This window comes from Pseudomonas sp. GW821-FHT03A09 (assembly GCF_059421065.1).
This window is the reverse complement of record NZ_JBWKUX010000005.1, coordinates 51,609-69,631: the sequence shown is the minus strand read 5'-3', so window position 1 is coordinate 69,631 and position 18,023 is coordinate 51,609. Positions and strand designations below refer to the sequence as shown.

Sequence of the window (18,023 nt, the reverse complement as noted above, 5' to 3'; positions counted from 1 at the left end):
TGGTAGCACCGGCCTTGCGCGACGCTCAAGAATCCTCCCGCAGCCCATGTACCACGGGCGTTACACTGACATTGTCTGTCTTGATGCTGAACGCATTCACGGTCGTACAGGCATACGTCGGGCGCACTGCTAGAGTTCAAAGCATCTTTGGTAGTCGGCGTTCGAGTGAGAAACCGTGGAGAACAGCAGACGACGTACGTTCGCCTGGGCAGTTGGCGGGTTATTGGTGGTGGCGCTGGTGATCGGCCTGGGTATGCATTTCTTGGGTGGCGCCCACAAAGGCAAACCTCCCTCTGTCGGTGAGCCGGTGGCGGTCGTACCGGTGGCCTTGCAGGATGTGCCGGTGTACATCGACGCCCTTGGCACTGTGACGCCCACGCGCAGCGTCACGGTGGTAAGCCAGGTCGATGGCATTCTCAGCAGTGTGGAGTTCAAGGAAGGCCAGCACGTCAGTCGAGGCCAGGTCATCGCCCGTATCGATGACCGTGCACTCAAGGCGCAATTGGCCGTGGCCAAGGGCACCCTGGCTCACGATCAGGCCGTGTTGGCCAACGCCCAGCGCGACCTGGCCCGTTACCGTGACCTGGTCAAGGCCGGCTCCACCAGCCAGCAGACCCTCGATACCCAGGCTTCCCTGGTCCAGCAACAACAGGGCACCGTCGCCGCCGACCAAGGCAATGTGCAAAACCTCGAAGTGCAATTGAGCTACTGCACCATCACCTCGCCGGTGGATGGCGTGGTCGGCCTGCGGTTGGTCGACCCTGGCAACTACGTGACCACCGCCAGTACCACTGGCATCGTGGTGATCACCCAGATGAACCCGGCCACGGTGGTGTTCGCCGTTCCCGAGGATGACCTAGGCGCCATCAACCAGGCCCTGGCCCGTGGCCCCGTTACCGTGCTGGCGTACGACCGCAACAAAAAAACCTTGCTCGCCACCGGCACGTTGCTAGCCCTGGATAACCAGGTAGACACCAGCACCGGTACGATCAAGGTCAAGGCGCAGTTCGACGATTCGGGCAATGTGCTGTTTCCCAATCAGTTCGTCAACGCACGGTTGAAGGCAGACACCTTGAGCCAGATCGCTGTGGTGCCCACTCGTGCGATTCAGCATGGCAGCAAGGGCGACTTCGTATTTGTGGTCAACGGCAGCAAGGCCAGCTTGCGCAATATCAACGTCGGCTCCTCCACAGGGGATGTGTCGGCGGTGCTCGACAACGGGCTCAAGACCGGTGAGCAGGTGATCACCGAAGGTGCCGACAAACTGGACGATGGCTCGTCGGTGAAGGTCGTCGCCCAGTGAGGAGCTGCCGAGCATGAATATTTCGCGGCCCTTTATCGAACGTCCGGTTGCCACCACCTTGATGATGGTGGCGGTGCTGCTGCTCGGCCTGTTGGGCTATCACTTGCTGTCGGTGTCGGCGCTGCCCGAAGTCGACTACCCGACCATCCAGGTCTTCACCCAGTACCCCGGCGCGAGCCCGGATGTGGTCAGTTCGTCGATCACGGCGCCGCTGGAGCGCCAGTTGGGCGAGATGCCCGGGCTCAAGTCGATGAACTCCACCAGCTCTGATGGTGCGTCGGTGGTGACCCTGCAATTCGACCTGTCGCTGTCCCTGGACGTGGCCGAACAGGAAGTGCAGGCGGCGATCAACGCGGCGGGTACTTTCCTGCCGGCGAACCTGCCGTACCCACCGGTGTACAGCAAGGTCAACCCGGCCGATGCACCGGTACTGACCTTGTCGCTGACCTCCGACGTACTGCCGCTGACCAAGGTCGAGGACCTGGCCGACACCCGCCTGGCGCAGAAGATCTCACAGATTACCGGTGTCGGCCTGGTCACCATCAGCGGTGGCCAGCGCCCGGCGGTCAGGGTCGAAGCCAACACCTCGGCGCTCAACAGCCTCGGCTTATCCCTGGATGACCTGCGCACGTCCCTGGGCACGGCCAACGTCAATCAGGCCAAGGGCAATATCGACGGCAAATTCCAGGCGTATTCCATCGGCGCCAACGACCAGTTGCAATCGGCCGAGGAATACCGCGACCTGGTGATCGCCTACAAAAACGGCGCACCGATCCGCCTGTCGCAGATCGCCAGTTCCACCCAAGGCCCGGAGAACCCGCGCCAGGCTGCGTGGACCAACGACACGCCGTCCATTGTGTTGAATATCCAGCGCCAACCCGGCGCCAACGTGATCGAAGTGGTCGACCGCGTGCAGCAACTGCTGCCCAAATTGCGCGCGAGCCTGCCGGGCACCTTGAAGGTCGCCGTGCTGACCGACCGCACCCAGACCATCCGCGCTTCGGTCACCGACGTGCAGTACGAGTTGGGGCTGGCGATCTTGTTGGTCGTCATTGTGATCTTCCTGTTCCTGCGCAATATCCCGGCAACCATCATTCCCGCCGTCACCATTCCGCTGACGCTGATCGGCACCTTGGCAGTGGCCTATGCCCTGGGCTTTTCCCTGAACAACCTGACGCTGATGGCGCTGACTATCGCCATCGGGTTCGTGGTGGATGACGCCATCGTCATGATCGAAAACATCACCCGTTACCTGGAGGCGGGCGATATCCCGTTGCAGGCCGCGCTCAAGGGGGCGGAGCAGATCGGCTTCACCATCATCTCGCTGTCCATTGCGCTGATCGCGGTGATGATTCCGCTGCTGTTCATGGGCGATGTGGTCGGGCGGTTATTCCGTGAATTCGCCATGACCGTGGCGGTGACCATTGTGATTTCGGCGGTGATTTCCCTCACGCTCACGCCGATGATGTGCGCGCGCATGCTCAAGTCCAAGCACGAGGCGCGTCGCCCGGATTTTTTCGATCGCATCAACCACCACTATGTGCGCGGCCTGGATTGGGTCTTGGCGCACCGCACCTTGACGTTGATCTCGGTGGTGCTCACGGCTGCGCTGACCTTGCTGACGCTGGTCATCATGCCCAAGGGCTTTTTCCCCGACCAGGACACCGGCCTGATCCAGGGGATTTCCCAGGCGTCGCCGACCATCTCGTTCCAGCAGATGCAGGTTGAGCAGCAACGCCTGGCGGCGCGCATCCTCAAGGACCCGGCGGTGCAAAGCCTGTCGTCGTTCGTCGGCATCGACCAGACGAACCCGACCATCAACCAAGGCAATGTGCTGATCAACCTCAAGCCCCGTGGTGAGCGCGACAGCAGTGCCGAGGTGATCCGCCGCCTGGCCGATGCCAATGCGGATGACGCCGGTATCCGCCTGTACCTGCACTCGGTGCAGGACCTGACCTTGGACGCCACGGTGTCCACCACCAGCTATCGCCTGGGACTGCAAGCCACCGACCCGAACGAACTGGAACAGTGGACCATCAAGTTGCTGTCCGCCATCAAGCAAGACCCGATGTTCACCGACGTGCAAAGCCAGGCCATGCAGTTCGGCAACCAGATCAAGCTGACCTTCGACCGTGCTACTGCCTCGCGCCTGGGCATCACCCCGCAGGCCATCGACGATGTGCTGTACGACGCGTTCGGCCAGCGCCAGGTGTCGACCATTTACACCCAGCTCAACCAGTACCACGTGGTGATCGCCACCGACCATCCGCCGCATAACCTGCCGGATCTGCTCACCGGTTTGTACGTGGACATTCCCGGTGGCGGGGTGGCGCCGTTATCAAGCATGGCGACCATGCAGGTGGTACGCACGCCGGTCACCATCAACCGTCTGGGGCAGTTTCCCTATGCCGACGTGTCGTTCAACCTCGCCCCCGGGCAGACACTGGGGGCGGCGGTGACGCGCTTGCAACAGATTGAAGCCAAGGTTGGCCTACCGCTGTCGGTGCAGGCCAACCTGGAAGGCGCGGCGGCGACGTTCCAGGCTTCGCTCTCCAACCAGGTGTTCCTGGTGCTGGCGGCGATTGTGGTGGTGTACCTGATGCTGGGCATTCTGTACGAAAGCTTCGTGCACCCGGTGACGATCCTTTCGACCTTGCTGTCGGCGGCCCTCGGCGCATTGCTGGCGCTGCTGCTCACCGGCACGCAGTTCGACATCATTGGCTTGATCGGCATCGTGTTGCTGATCGGTATCGTCATGAAAAACGGCATCATGATGGTCGACTTCGCCCTGGAACTGTTACGCGAAGGTGGCTTGAGCCCGGTGGCGGCGATTCGTCAGGCGGCGGAGCTGCGCTTTCGGCCGATCTTGATGACCAGCATGGCGTCGCTGTTCGGTGCTGTGCCCTTGGCATTGGGAACGGGCATCGGTTCGGAGCTGCGTCACCCGTTGGGTATCGCGATCATCGGCGGCTTGTTGTTGAGCCAGCTGCTCACGCTATTTTCCACGCCGGTGATCTTCCTCGCGATGCACGGCCTGGGCGAGCGTTTCAGTCGCCGCTCTGTGGTTGCGGGCTGATGCGATGAACCTCAGTGCGCCCTTTATCCATCGGCCCATTGCTACCACCTTGCTGGCGGCCGGGCTCGCGCTGTTTGGCGTGTTGGCCTTCAACCTGTTGCCGGTGGCGCCGCTGCCGGAAGTGGACTTCCCGACCATCAGCGTCAGCGCCTCGTTGCCCGGCGCCGACCCGAGCACCGTCGCCAGCTCCGTGGCCACGCCGCTGGAGCGTCAGTTCGGGCAGATCGCCGGGGTCACGCAGATGACCTCCGCCAGCAGCCTGGGCTCGACGCGCATCACCATGCAATTTGACCTCAGCCGGGATATCGACGGTGCGGCGCGGGACGTGCAGGCAGCCATCAACGCCGCACGCAGCAACCTGCCCAGCGACCTGTCGGGCAATCCGACCTACCGCAAGGTCAACCCGGCCGACTCGCCGATCCTGATCATCAGCCTGACCTCCGACAGTGCCACGCCGGGACAGATGTACGACGCGGCCTCAACGGTGCTGGAACAGCGCCTGTTGCAAACCACCGGTGTCGGCGATGTGACGGTCGGCGGCGGTGCATTGCCTGCGGTGCGCGTGGAGTTGAACCCGGATCGACTCAACCAATACGGCGTCAGCCTGGAGCAGGTGCGCCAGGTCATCAGTGCCTCCAACGCCAACCTGCCCAAGGGCAATGTGGCGGTGGGCGACCGCTCCTACGGCATCGGCGCCAATGATCAACTGCTCGACACCAACGATTATGGGCCGCTGGTGGTCAAGGAGCATAACGGCGACCTGATCCACATCGCCGACCTGGGTTACGTGCGTGAAGACGTGCAAGACCTGCGCAACTTCGGTCTGTCCAATGGCAAGCCGGCGGTATTGCTGGTGGTGTTCAAGCAGCCGGGCGCCAATGTGATCGACACGGTGGATGCGGTGAAAGCCTCACTGCCGTTTTTACAAAGCTCGATCCCGGCCTCGATCAAGCTCAACCTGCTGATGGACCGCACCACCACCATTCGTGCGTCGCTGCACGACGTGGAGATGACTTTGCTGGCGTCGATCCTGCTGGTGACGCTGGTGACCTTCGGTTTCTTTCGCGACTGGCGCAGTACCCTGGTGCCTGCCGTGGTGGTGCCGCTGTCGTTGCTCGGCACCTTTGGCGCCATGTATTTCCTCGGCTACAGCCTGAACAACCTGTCGCTGATGGCGCTGACCATTTCCACCGGCTTTGTGGTGGACGACGCCATCGTGGTGGTGGAAAACATCATGCGTCACTTGGAGCGCGGCAAGACGCGGGTGGAAGCGGCGCTGGCCGGCGCGCGTGAGGTCGGATTCACGGTGCTGACTATCAGCGTGTCGCTGGTGGCGGTGTTTATTCCGCTGCTACTGATGGGCGGCATTGTCGGGCGGCTGTTCCGCGAGTTCTCGGTGTCGCTGTCGGTGGCTATCGTGATCTCGATGCTGATCTCGCTGACCGTCACGCCAATGCTCGCCAGTGTGTTGCTGCGCGCACCCAAGGAGGTACGCGAGGGCAACGAACACCCGGATTCACGTTTTCACAGGTTTTACGACCGCACCTTGGGTTGGGTGATCGAGCATTCGATCCTGATGGGCCTGGTGACGATGTTGGTGATCGTGCTCGCTGGTGTGTTGTACGTACTGGTGCCCAAGGGCTTCTTCCCCCAGGAAGACACTGGGCGCCTGCAGGGCAGCATCATTGCGGCGCAGAGTATTTCCTACGGGGCGATGCAAAAGGACTTCACCGAGATCAACCACAAGGTGATGCAAAACCCCAATGTGGAAACCGCGGCTGGGTTTGTGGGGGGCGGAGGCGGTGGCGGCGGGGCGGTCAACAGCGCGCAGTTGTTCGTGTTGCTCAAGCCCATCGACCAGCGCAAGGACAGCGCCACCGACGTGATCGGCCAGATCCGCCGCACCCTCGGCGATATGCCAGGCACCAAGTTGTTTTTACAGGCGGCCCAGGACATCACCGTGGGCGGGCGGCAAAGTGGCGCACAGTACCAATACACGTTGACCGCCGACGATCAGGCATCCCTGGATGAATGGGTGCCCAAGGTGGTGGAAGTGCTGCGCAAGCTGCCGCAGTTGACTGACCTCAACACCGATCAGCAGGACAACAGTCTGCTGGCTAATGTGAACATCAACCGCGATACGGCGGCGCGCCTCGGCGTCGGCATGTCGGCGGTGGACCAGACACTGTATGACGCGTTCGGCCAACGCCAGGTCTCGACCCTTTATCGTGCCGCCAACCAGTACCATGTGGTGATGGAAATCGCCCCGGAGTACTGGAGCGATCCTTCGGCGCTCAAGAGCATTTATGTTCCCACCGGCAGTGCGGCGGTGTCGACCAAGGGCAGCACGGCCGCGCCGAATCTGGCCAGCCCGGCGAGCCTGGTGCCGCTGTCGGCCTTGGCGGACAACTCAATCGCCCGCACGGCCATTTCCATCAGCCACCAAGGCACCTTCCCGGCGGTGACCGTCTCGTTCAACCTGGCACCTGGCACATCGATCGGCCAAGCCACTGCGCTGGTGGAGGACGCCGTCAAACAGTTGCGCATGCCGGCCAGCGTCACCGGCCAGTTTGCCGGCACGGCCCAGGTGTTCCAGTCTTCGGTGGCCAGTGAGCCCCTGCTGATCGTGGCTGCATTGCTCTCGGTGTATATCGTGCTGGGTATTCTCTACGAGAACCTGATGCACCCGTTGACCATCCTCTCCACCTTGCCCTCGGCGGGCGTCGGCGCGTTGATTGCGTTGCTGCTGACCGGTACCGAGCTGTCGATCATTGCGCTGGTGGGGGTGATTCTGTTGATCGGTATCGTGAAGAAGAACGCGATCATGATGATCGACTTCGCCATTACCGAGCGCCGCGAGTTCGGGCTGGAGGCCAAGGAGGCGATTCGCCGGGCATGCCTGATCCGCTTTCGGCCGATCATGATGACCACCCTGGCGGCGATCCTCGGCGCGCTGCCGTTGGTGCTGGGCAGTGGCTACGGCACGGAACTGCGCCGGCCCTTGGGGATTTCTATTATTGGTGGGTTGCTGCTCAGCCAGGTGCTGACGCTTTACACCACTCCGGTGATTTACCTCTGGCTCGATCGGGCGTCACAACGTCTGGGGCGGCACAAGGAAGCAAGGTCATGACATTCAGATACAGCGTGCTGTTGATCAGCCTGATGCTCGGCGGCTGCATGGTCGGTCCCGATTATCAGAAACCCGCCATGGCGCTGCCGCAGTCATTCAAGGAAGGTGCGCAGTGGCAGCGTGCAGCGTCCAACCCGCAGGGCGCGATGGACAGCCAATGGTGGCAGGCCTACCAAGACCCGGTACTGAACGATTTGGTCGCGCGTTCGGCCAAGGCCAACCAATCGATCATCGCCGCCGAGGCCGCTTATCGTTTGGCCCAGGCACAGGTGGCATCAAGCCGTGCCGGGTTGTGGCCGACGGTGGGGCTAGGGCTGTCGGGGTCACGAGGTGCGAGTGGTGGCGGTTCCAGTAGCACCACCACCGGCGCGAGTACCGGCGGTGTGCAAAACACGGTCAGCGCGACGCTGACTGCCAGCTGGGAACCGGACTTGTGGGGCCAGGTGCGTCGTGGGATCGAGTCGAGCCAGGCCACGGCGCAACAATCCGATGCCTTGCTGGCGGGTGTGCGCTTGTCCATCAGTTCCAGTGTCGCCAGTAATTACCTGGCGCTGCGCCAGATGGACATCGACGTGCGCTTGCTGCAACAGCAGCAGTCCATCAACCAGCAACTGCTGGAGATGATCCAGGCGCAGTTCACCCAAGGCGTCGCCACCAATGATCAGTTGTTGGTGGCCCAGGACCAACTGACCACGTCTATCGCCGATTTGCAGACTTCGCTGCGGGATCGTGAGCAATACGAGCACGCGCTGGCGGTGCTGGTGGGCTTGGCGCCCAGCGAGTTCAGCGTGGCGGCGCGGGATGACTTCACGTTTGTCGTCCCTCGGCCACCGCTGACATTGCCGTCGACCCTGCTGCAACGGCGTCCGGATGTGGTGGCGGCGGAGCGCTCGACGGCGGCGGCCAATGCCAAAATCGGCGTGGCTGAAGCGGCGTTCTTTCCGACCTTGGATCTCACCGCCGAGGTCGGCTATCGCGGTAGCGCTTTGGGCGGGTTGTTCTCGTTGCCCAATCGCATCTGGACCCTCGGCCCGGCACTGGCGCAGACGCTGTTCGATGGCGGTGCGCGAGAGGCGGCGGTCAAGCAGGCCGAGGCCAGTTATGACCAGATCGCCGCCACCTATCGCGGTACGGTGCTTAGCGCGTTGCAGAACGTCGAGGACAACCTGTCGGCGATCAACCATCTGCAAACCCAGGCTGACGCTTTTCAGCAGGTTTACCAGCGAAACCAGCAACTGTTCGGCAGCCAGGAGGCGCAACTGCGTGCGGGGACGGTCAGTCGTGAGGCGGTGCTGACGCAGCAGCTTGTGCTGCTGCAGGCGGAGCAGAATTTGCGCGATACCCAGGGGCAGTTGAGCCAGGGGAGTGTGGCGTTGATCCAGAGCCTGGGAGGCGGCTGGCAAGAGACCCGGCAATGAATAAAGCGGCCAACGAAGGCAATGTCCTTCATTGGCCGCTGTGTCATCACTAACCTGCTTTGCTAACTTGGGGGGCGGTTGGTTTTTTCACGGGGAAGTCATCATCGAAGAACGTTGTTGCGTCTTCGATTTGTGACTTGCGTTGTTTGCGCAGGAACTCATCAAAGTCTTTTTTGACGATGGGGTCTTCTAAGGCCTCATAGTCAAATACATTGGCGCCATATTTATAAGCGAAGTTGATGTCGACGAATTCAGCACTGGCACAGGCAGATGAAAACTTCGAATTACTCCTGTCGAAATTTACCCGGTACTGTTTGATTTTTGGAACATAGACGATCGTGTTGCCGAGCTTGAAGACTTCGACAGAGACCCCCACGGTAATGGTTTTGTAGAAGTCCTTGTTTTTCTCGACGCCAAAACGCAAGGCCTCCCCCTGCTTGGCCATGAATTTTTGGAAACTGTCCAGAGCGCTGCTACCTTGCGAGGCGACGATGTCCAGTATGAAGTTGACAAAGTCAGTGGCAATACTGACCCCGCGAATATGCCGGGAATACGTTTGCTCATCGATTTTGCTTGGCCCCATCAGAGGGAGTTTTGACAGCGCGAGGCTCCACAGCGCTACATCGGTCTTGTATTGCTCCCCCTCGGCTTCGGCTTTGCGTTGTACGTAATTGGTGACCACGGAGGTCATGCCGATCAAGTATTTTTTCAGTTCGGTGATCTTTTTCATGACCTCGGGATCATTGATCAATTCGTTGCCGATGATGAACTCAATAAGCCCATCCTTATCCGCATAGGGGTCATCCTGGTCTTTAAGTTTGACGTCCTTGAGGCGTGTGTCACCAAAAAATTCATTGGCTTCTTTTAGTTGCTCAGAGAATAAGCGGATATCTTTGACGTGGGCAGGCATTGCAGTAATCGTCTTCATTTCATCATTTCCTTATGAGAGTCGTCATTAATGGTTGGGCGCGGAAGTTCGCCACGGATGAAGCGTGTCCAAGTTGATTAAGTCAGCGTTTATTGGCCTCGGTTATTCGAGGTGCTGCCCCTTGAAAGAGGTAGGGAAGTTATAGAGTTAGCAGGGAGTAATGGCAATGAATGAGGTCAACCAATTCGCTTGCCTGGACAAAGTAGTTATAGCGATTGGAAGTGAGCACCCAGAGGCTGTTTTTTGACGGCGGCTCCCCTTAAATACGAGATATGGCTAAGTGATGGCTTTTGCACGGATTTTAGTGGCGGGTACTGAACGACCGAAGGAGCATCACTATGGAAAAAGATTGTCTGCCGAAGGCTGCAAGATTCGACGAGTGGTTGCTTGCGCTTTACGAAGCGCTGGATTGGCAATCCGTTGAAATATAGATACGATACTAATCATTAGCTTGCTATCTATGTGTGCATTGAATGAAGCCGTCCACGTTTCAGCTCCCAGACTTCTGGCAAGCCACCCTGGCGCCCTCGCGGGTCGATCTGTTGTTTGCTTTGCGCAACATGATCGCTGGCGGGATCGCCTTGTATCTGGCCTTCTGCTTCGACTTGCAGCAGCCGCAATGGGCACTGACCACGGTGTTTATTGTCGGTCAGTCCACCAGCGGTATGGTCTTGGCCAAAGGTGCTTATCGTTTGTTGGGTACGTTTGTGGGCGCTGTGGCTTCGGTGTTGATGATCGGTGTGTTCGGCCAGGCACCGCTGTTGTTCCTGCTGTGTATGGCGTTGTGGTTGGCATTTTGCACCACGGGGGCGTCGCTGCTGCGTAATCACGCGTCTTATGGCTTTGTGCTGGCGGGCTACACAACGGCGATTATTGCGTTGCCCGCCACAGCCGCGCCGCTGGGCGTGTTCGATGAGGCGGTGGCGCGCTGTCAGGAAATCAGCCTGGGGATTCTCTGCGCGTCGATCGCCAGCACGATTTTATGGCCCCGCCGAATTGAGCAAACGCTGGCAATTCAAGGTCGTGCTGCCTGGCAGGCGGGAATGCGCGCAGCGGCGTCGGAGCTGCTGGGGACGGATCAGCGCAAGGGCTTGCTGGAGGCGTTGGGACGTTTGGTTGCGGTGGACGCCCAGCGCGATCACGCCTGGTTTGAAGGCCCCAAGGGGCGGCGTCGCTCCCAGGCATTGCGGGTACTCAGCCGTGATTTGCTCGGGTTGTTACGCGCGGCACGCGGCGTGGCGCGGCAACGGATGATGCTGGATGAGACGACGCTTGTAGCGCCCTGGGTGGACGAGGTGGCCGCTGTGTTGCAGCAGGAGCACTATGCGCAGTTGCCCGAGCTGACGCGCCGCCTCGCGCTGGCGCTGCAAGACGCTCGTTTGAACCCGGAGGCGCATTTTTGTCTGGCGCAGCTGGCTCAAGTCTTACGGTTGATTGAGGTGGGAGGCTTGAGCCTGGCGGCTGTCGAAGCGGGCAGGGTGCCGCCGGGCGCGCCTGGGGCCATGTCCTGGCATCGTGATATCGAGCAGGGCGTGCTCGGGGGCTTGCGCAGTGCCTTGGCGTTTCTGGCTGTCGCGGCATTCTGGATGTTTACTGCCTGGCCATCAGGGTTGGGCGCGGTGTCGATCAGTGGTGTGGTGTTGAGCCTGTTTGCGGCGCGGGAAAATCCCTCGGCGTCGAGTCTGAATTTTCTACAGGGTATTGCGTTGTCGATCCCGGTGGCGGGGTTTGTGCGCTTTGGCTTGTTGCCCGATTTTGATGCCTTCCCGCTGTTATGCGTGGCGTTGGGTGTGCCGCTGTTTTTCGCTTCACTGTGTATGAGCCGGGTAAAACTGGCGGCCACCGCTTCGGCGTTTTGCATTTTCTTCGTCAACAACGTCGGCCCCAGCAACCTGATGAACTATGACATCGCGGCCTTTCTGAACAAGGCGATCGCCACTCTGGTGGGCGTCGGTATTGCGGTGGTGGTGTTTCGCCTGATCCAGCTCAACCCCGGCGAGCGCCACTATCGGCGGATGTTCAAGGCTTCGTTGTTCGACTTGGCACAACTGACGTCTCGCCCTTTGGAACAGGCCGAAAGCTGGTTTGGCGGGCGTATGGCGGACCGTTTGATTCGCCTGTCCCGCTACAGCCAAACCCTGCCGGATGAACGTCGTATCCACTGGGAGAACGGATTGTTGGGGTTGGACCTGGGGGACGAGTTGTTGGAACTGCGCGCAAGCCTTTCGGGCATTCAAGGTGTATTGGCCAGCGTGCGCGATGATTATTTACGACAGTTGGCAGCGTTGCTCAGGCAGGGCGGACCAAGTGCGGTACTGGCGCTGAGCTTGGATGAGCCCAGTGCTGTGTTGCTGGAGGCACTTGAGGGGGCGTCGACGTTGACGGAGCAGGAGCGGGAGATGGCCAGGGCGGCGGTGTTGCAACTGCGGTTTACCTGGCGCAAGTGGTGTCAAAGGGGGGCGGGGTTGTAGGAGCTGGAGAGCCAGCTCCTACAAGGTTGTTACTCGGCAATCTGCAACTTGCGCGATTCCGTATAGATGTAGCGCACCTTTTCATACTCAAACGGCGAGTTCATTTGCCCATACCGGAAGCTGGTCTGGTAACGCTTGTCCACTGCGCGCAGGGCCCAGATTTCCGGGTGGTTTTCGCTGACCTTGGACACGTTGAGGAAGTTGATCTCGGTTTCGGCGCCGTAGTCGACGATCAGGCCGGTGGTGTCGCGCAGGTTCGACGGGCCGAAGATCGGCAGCACCAGGTACGCACCGCCGGGCACGCCATAGAAGCCAAGGGTTTGACCAAAGTCTTCGCTCTGGCGCGGCAGGCCCATGGCCGTGGCCGGGTCCCACAAACCAGCGATGCCGATGGTGGTGTTGAGCAGCAGGCGCCCGGTGGTTTCCAGGGAGCGGTGGCCCTTGAGCTGCAGCAGACTGTTCAACAGGTTGGGTACGTCGCCCAGGTTGTTGAAGAAGTTGCTCACGCCGGTGCGCAGGAAGCTTGGGGTGATGTAGGTGTAGCCGTCGACCACGGGCAGGAATACCCATTGGTCGAAACGGTAGTTGAAGTGGTACACGCGACGGTTCCACGACTCCAGCGGGTCGTAGACATTGAGGGCGGTCAGGGATGAACGCTCGAACTCACGCTGGTCCAGACCTGGGTTGAACTTAAGCTTGGTCAGCGGCTCCTTGAAACCGTCGGCATCGACCTTGACGGGTTCATGGGCCTTGCTGTTGTCGGCATTGGCCGCGCCTGCGCACATCAAGGCGGCGAGCAGCAGAAGATATTTAGCCACGGAAGAACTCCAGCATGGCGTCGGCGTTGACGCGGTAATTGAGGTTGCCGCAGTGGCCGCCCAGCGGGTAGACGGTCAAGCGATCGCCGAAGGTTTTACGCAGGAAGCCCAGGTCGCCAGGGCCGAGGATCACGTCGTCGGCGTTGTGCATCACCGCGATTTTCGGGCTGTCGTGCAAGTAGTCCTTGAGCGCATACAAGCTGACCTGGTCGATCAGTTGCAACAGGCTGCCGCCGTCGGTGCGCGCGCGCCACATTGGAATGACCTGCTCGGTGAGGTAGCAATCGAAGTCGCATTGCAGTGCGCGCTTGAGGAAGGGTGTAAGGCTGGTGCCTTCGCCGATCGGGTAATTCGGTGGGGTGATCAGGCCACGACGGTTGATCAAGTCTGAGGTAAAGGCAATGTCGGCCGCAGAGAAGCGGAACGAGGTGCCGATCAGCATGGCCATCTGTTCGTTGGTCAGGTGCTGCTTGGACTGTTGGAAGTCGTAGAGCAGGGCGTCGTTAAGGTCGATATAGCCCTTTTGCTGGAAGTAGCGGGTCAGCTTGCCCAGCACCAGCTCATAGAAGGTGGTGGTGTTGTTGATGCCTTTGACCTCGGTCTGTACCAGCTTGTCGAGGTTGGTGATCGACGTGTAGAGATTGACCGGCGGGTTCAGCAGCAGCACTTTCTTGAAGTTGAAGCTGCGGCGGGTCTCGTCAAGTTTGCTGATGAATGCCGCATCCAGGGCACCGAGGCTGTAGCCGGAGAGGTAATAGTCCGTGACAGGCAGCGTCGAATTTTGGGCGCGCACGGCTTGCATCACCCGGTACATGTCTTCGGCGTCTTCCTGGGTGACTCCCGGGGTGGCGAAGCGCGAGGCGGCAGCGATGAAGTCGAAGCTGGTGGGCGAGGAGAGCTGCACCACGTGGTAGCCGGCTTGGTAATAGAGTTTTTTCAGGTATTCGTTGATGCTGCTGTCATACCGCGCGCCGGTGCCGGAAATCAGGAAGATCAACGGTGCGGCGTGGTCTTGCTTGGCGATGCGGTAGGTGAGCTTCTTCACGGCCCAGAAGTTGTCCGGAAGACTGAACTGGCGCTCCGGGCGCATGGTCAGGCTGTAGTCGGACTGGTTGATCTCGTCATTGCTCGGCAGTTTTGGCCGAAGGTCAGGCGGTGTGGTCGCGATGGTCGCTTCGAACGGGTTGGTCAAAGGGTAGCCATAGCTGGCCTGGTCGATGTCGACGGCCAGTGCCGACGCACTTAAAAATAGGCTGCCCAACAGGGCCGCACAGCGCAAGGAACGGAGCATGACTAAATCCCTAAGAGGAAACGTGCTGAATGAAGTTCGCAGGCTATGACCACCGCGTGCGCGCCGAAGTGCCATCACACGGCACGAAATGTCGGAAAATAACGTCGGAGTCGGGGTAATAGTAGCCAGACGATACACTTTGCGACGCTTTGATGAACAGATATCTGCGTACACACCTTGCTAACGGCCACCGTGGGATTAAGCTGAGCGCCGTTTTGCCTATCGGAGTGCCCCATGTCCCGTCGTTTGCCACTGATCCTGCTGCTTATTGCCCTGCCGTTATGGTTGGCCGCCAGTTATGGCGCTCGTTACGGCTTCATGGAGGATGGCCGGTGGGTTGGAATTTGCGTCGATGAGGCCAGCCGCTGGGAATGCCAGTTGCGTTCGAACCTGGGGTTGATGATTCACTTCAAGGTGCTGGGATGGGCGGCATTGGTCACGGCGATCCTGGGCTTTTTCGTGCCGGGTCGTGCGGGGTGGGGGCTGGCGGTGCTGGGGATGGTGTTCGGCTTGCCGGCGTTGGCGTTGTATAACACTACGTTTGCAGTGTTTGCGGTGGTGATTGCGGGATTGCGGTTGGTCAGGGCGCCTCGGGTTGTCTGATCGGGCCTTATCGCAGGCAAGCCAGCTCCCACCTTTGATCGGGTTCACATATTTCTATCGGTGTACACGGTCAGTGTGGGAGCTGGCTTGCCTGCGATAGCGACCTTATGCCTTGCGCACCCGCAGGCAACGCCACAAAGCCCCAACCATCAACACGCTGACCACCGCCCAACCCCAAGCCTGCTGATTCAACAGACCTTCGCGGTATAACTGCGGCGCAACGCCGGCGCCGATGATAAAGGCCAGCAAGGCAATCTCCCTGCGCGGCCCGGTCACCGGGCGTACCAGATACACCAGCGCCGGCAACACCAGTGCCGCGCTCGGGAAGCTGCGATAACGTGGGTCGAACACCAGCGCCAGCATCATCACCGCCCCCGCAAACCCGGCCATTGCCATCAGCCAGCCCGCACGCTGCTCCAGCCAGTTGAACGCCCGCTCGCGCCAACCTTCCCGGGCACTGAGGGCCAGGGCGGCGTGAGCCAGTACCAGCAGGTTCAGTATCACCAGCAAGCCTGCCCATACCCACTCATCATTGAAGCGCGCGGTGACGCGGGTCAGTTCCGCCCAAGTGCCGATGGAGCAGGCCGCGACCGCACCGAGCAATGGCAGCATGAGCGCAGAGCGAGTGCTGTGAACGCGGCCACCCAGCACCAGCGTGCTCAACAGGATGACGCCGCCCACGCCCAACCACAGCGGCCAGTACGGCACATTGGTGACGGGGCCGGCGAGGATGCCTTTGTCCTGGCGATCGGCATCGAACAAGCCCCAGTAACCACCGACCGCGCCTTCACTGGCCCGCTTCCACGGTTGGTCAAAGGCTTCGATCAGGTTGTAGCGCCAGCCATTGGCTTCAGCCATGGCCACAAAGCCACGCATGAACTTCGCCTCGTTGACTCGGCTCGGTACCGCCGTCTCGCGCTGGCGGCCTTCGCTGGGCCAGCCGGTCTCGCCGATCAGTACATCCTTGGGCGCGAACTTGTTGCCGAAGGTCTGGCGTACATCGCCAACATGCTTGAGGGCCTGGTCGATGCCGGAGGGATCATCTTCCCAGTAAGGCAACAGGTGGATGGTCAGGAAGTCCACCGCAGGGGCAATTTCCGGGTGTTGCAGCCAGAACTCCCAGACGTCGGCATAGGTGACTGGCTGTTTGATCTGGCTTTTGACGGTATGGATCAGCGTCACCAACTGCTTGGCGGTGACTTCCTTGCGCAACAGGGCTTCGTTGCCGACGATCACCGAGGTGACGACATCGGGGTTGGCGTTGGCCGCAGCGATCAGTTCGGCCACTTCTTTTTCAGTGGCAACCGGGTCACTGCTGACCCAGGCGCCCGCCATCAACTTCAGGCCGTGCTTGCGCGCCATGTCCGGCAGGGCTTCCAGGCCGGTCATCGAGTAGGTGCGGATGCATTCAAAGCGAGTGGCCAGTAGCGCCAGGTCGGCGTCCATACGCTCGGGGCGCAGTTTGAACGGCTGGTCGAAAGGAGACTGGTCCTTGTCGAAAGGCGTGTAGGACGCACATTGCATCTTGTGGCTGGCACTGGCGACGTCGGGCAATACCACCGGCCGGCCGAGGCCGTACCAATAGCCGACGAGGGCAAGCAGGCCGAGGATCAAGGCGAAAAAGTAGGGCAGGGCAGGAAAGCGGGCAGTCGCGGGCATGGTCGGCTTATCTGGAGGAGCAAAGGCGCGCATCTTACCCGGATTTGGCCCGTCCCAGTGGGGCAGCATAATTTTGACATGCAAAGTTCGGGCGGGATTCTGGCGTCAAATCCTATAAAGCCGGTTGCTGGCGATGTGATGTCGTTTCTTGCTCGCGTGAGGTCGCAGTCAGAGCAGGTTCCGTACCCCGGCAGGTTGATGATCGAAGTGTCAGCACTCCACTGATGCCGCGGTCGCCGGATCGATGCGCGTGAAAGGGGCGCGGCGCACCACATAACAACAGGTTGACGTCGCTCGGCATCCGTCGGGCGCAGCACTTTCGGGGAAGTACGATGAAGATGCGACGACTCTTGGGCGCAGCTGCCACTCTGGTAGTTGCGATGAGCTCCACACTGGCCAGCGCCGACAGCAAAGCCCTGAGCATCGGCTACGTGGACGGTTGGTCCGACAGTGTTGCCACCACCCATGTGGCGGCAGAAGTGATCAAGGAAAAACTCGGTTATGACGTCAAGCTGCAAGCCGTCGCCACCGGGATCATGTGGCAGGGCGTCGCCACCGGCAAACTTGACGCCATGCTTTCTGCCTGGCTGCCCGTGACCCATGGTGAATACTGGGCCAAGAACAAGGATAAGGTGGTCGACTACGGCCCCAACTTCAAGGATGCGAAGATTGGCCTGATTGTGCCGGAGTACGTCAAGGCCAAGTCCATCGAAGACCTCAAGACCGACACCACCTTCAAGAACAAGATCGTTGGCATCGATGCTGGTTCAGGCGTGATGCTCAAGACCGATCAAGCCATCAAGGACTACGGCCTGGACTACAAGCTGCAAGCCAGTTCGGGCGCGGCGATGATCGCCGAACTGACCCGTGCCGAAGACAAGCAGGAATCCATTGCGGTCACCGGTTGGGTGCCGCACTGGATGTTCGCCAAGTGGAAACTGCGCTTCCTGGACGATCCAAAGGGCGTTTATGGCGCTGCTGAAACCGTCAACAGCATCGGCAGCAAGGGCTTGGAGAAGAAAGCGCCGGAAGTCGCGGCCTTCCTGAAGAAATTCCAGTGGGCTTCCAAGGATGAAATCGGTGAGGTCATGCTCGCGATTCAAGAGGGTGCCAAGCCTGAAGCGGCCGCCAAGGATTGGGTCGCCAAGCACCCTGAGCGCGTAGCTGAGTGGACCGGTAAATAAGACTACAGCTACATCCCTTGTGGGAGGGGGCTTGCCCCCGATGGCGGTCTGTCAGCTATAGATGTGCTGGCTGACACACTGCTATCGGGGGCAAGCCCCCTCCCACAATTGTTTTGCATTCCGCAAATCCTCCTGCGGCCTC

11 protein-coding genes are annotated in these 18,023 nt (G+C 60.4%); 7 read left to right on the top strand and 4 right to left on the bottom strand.

The genetic code is table 11. The features are described from left to right. Positions 1–175: 175 nt before the first annotated feature. From AC07V4_RS10615 to AC07V4_RS10600, 4 genes are read left to right on the top strand one after another with little or no spacing between them, the layout of a single operon-like run. On the top strand, positions 176–1,303 hold the full coding sequence (locus tag AC07V4_RS10615; RefSeq protein WP_492636363.1) for an efflux RND transporter periplasmic adaptor subunit: 1,128 nt from the start codon (positions 176–178) through the stop codon (positions 1,301–1,303). A gap of 13 nt (positions 1,304–1,316) precedes the next feature. Further along, positions 1,317–4,379, top strand: a complete 3,063-nt coding sequence (locus tag AC07V4_RS10610; protein WP_492636364.1) for an efflux RND transporter permease subunit — start codon at positions 1,317–1,319, stop codon at positions 4,377–4,379. 4 nt (positions 4,380–4,383) lie between these two features. Further along, positions 4,384–7,509 carry an efflux RND transporter permease subunit gene (locus AC07V4_RS10605; protein WP_492636365.1) on the top strand — a complete coding sequence of 1,042 codons (3,126 nt, stop codon included), beginning with the start codon at positions 4,384–4,386 and terminating at the stop codon, positions 7,507–7,509. Further along, positions 7,506–8,927, top strand: coding sequence for an efflux transporter outer membrane subunit (locus AC07V4_RS10600; protein WP_492636366.1), 1,422 nt, complete (start codon positions 7,506–7,508; stop codon positions 8,925–8,927). Before AC07V4_RS10605 ends, AC07V4_RS10600 begins: the two co-directional genes overlap by 4 nt. Before the next feature lie 49 nt (positions 8,928–8,976). Here AC07V4_RS10600 and AC07V4_RS10595 read toward each other — a convergent pair whose 3' ends face one another. Next, the gene (locus tag AC07V4_RS10595) at positions 8,977–9,855 is read right to left on the bottom strand and encodes an Evf family palmitoylated virulence factor (protein WP_492636367.1); all 879 of its coding nucleotides are present in this window, start codon (positions 9,853–9,855) and stop codon (positions 8,977–8,979) included. Positions 9,856–10,328: 473 nt separating this feature from the next. On the opposite strand from AC07V4_RS10595, the gene AC07V4_RS10590 reads away from it, so the two are divergent. Then, a complete protein-coding gene (locus AC07V4_RS10590) occupies positions 10,329–12,326 on the top strand; it encodes an FUSC family protein (RefSeq protein ID WP_492636368.1) in 1,998 nt (665 codons plus the stop codon). A gap of 29 nt (positions 12,327–12,355) precedes the next feature. Here the strand turns inward: AC07V4_RS10590 and AC07V4_RS10585 are convergent, their stop codons facing one another. Both AC07V4_RS10585 and AC07V4_RS10580 read right to left on the bottom strand, forming a co-directional pair. Next, entirely contained in the window at positions 12,356–13,144 is a 789-nt protein-coding gene (locus tag AC07V4_RS10585) for an MlaA family lipoprotein (RefSeq protein ID WP_492636369.1), read from the bottom strand. Continuing rightward, positions 13,137–14,435 (bottom strand): serine/threonine protein kinase, encoded by a 1,299-nt coding sequence (locus tag AC07V4_RS10580; RefSeq protein WP_492636370.1) that lies wholly within the window; start codon positions 14,433–14,435, stop codon positions 13,137–13,139. Before AC07V4_RS10580 ends, AC07V4_RS10585 begins: the two co-directional genes overlap by 8 nt. 234 nt (positions 14,436–14,669) lie before the next feature. Between AC07V4_RS10580 and AC07V4_RS10575 the strand changes: the two genes are divergently transcribed. After that, positions 14,670–15,038 carry a hypothetical protein gene (locus AC07V4_RS10575; RefSeq protein WP_492636371.1) on the top strand — a complete coding sequence of 123 codons (369 nt, stop codon included), beginning with the start codon at positions 14,670–14,672 and terminating at the stop codon, positions 15,036–15,038. A 105-nt stretch (positions 15,039–15,143) separates the two neighbouring features. On the opposite strand, the gene AC07V4_RS10570 is transcribed toward AC07V4_RS10575, so the two are convergent. Beyond that, a complete protein-coding gene (locus tag AC07V4_RS10570) occupies positions 15,144–16,697 on the bottom strand; it encodes a glycoside hydrolase family 17 protein (RefSeq protein ID WP_492636372.1) in 1,554 nt (517 codons plus the stop codon). A gap of 332 nt (positions 16,698–17,029) precedes the next feature. On the opposite strand from AC07V4_RS10570, the gene AC07V4_RS10565 reads away from it, so the two are divergent. After that, positions 17,030–17,881, top strand: a complete 852-nt coding sequence (locus AC07V4_RS10565; RefSeq protein WP_492636373.1) for a glycine betaine ABC transporter substrate-binding protein — start codon at positions 17,030–17,032, stop codon at positions 17,879–17,881. Positions 17,882–18,023 lie beyond the last annotated feature (142 nt).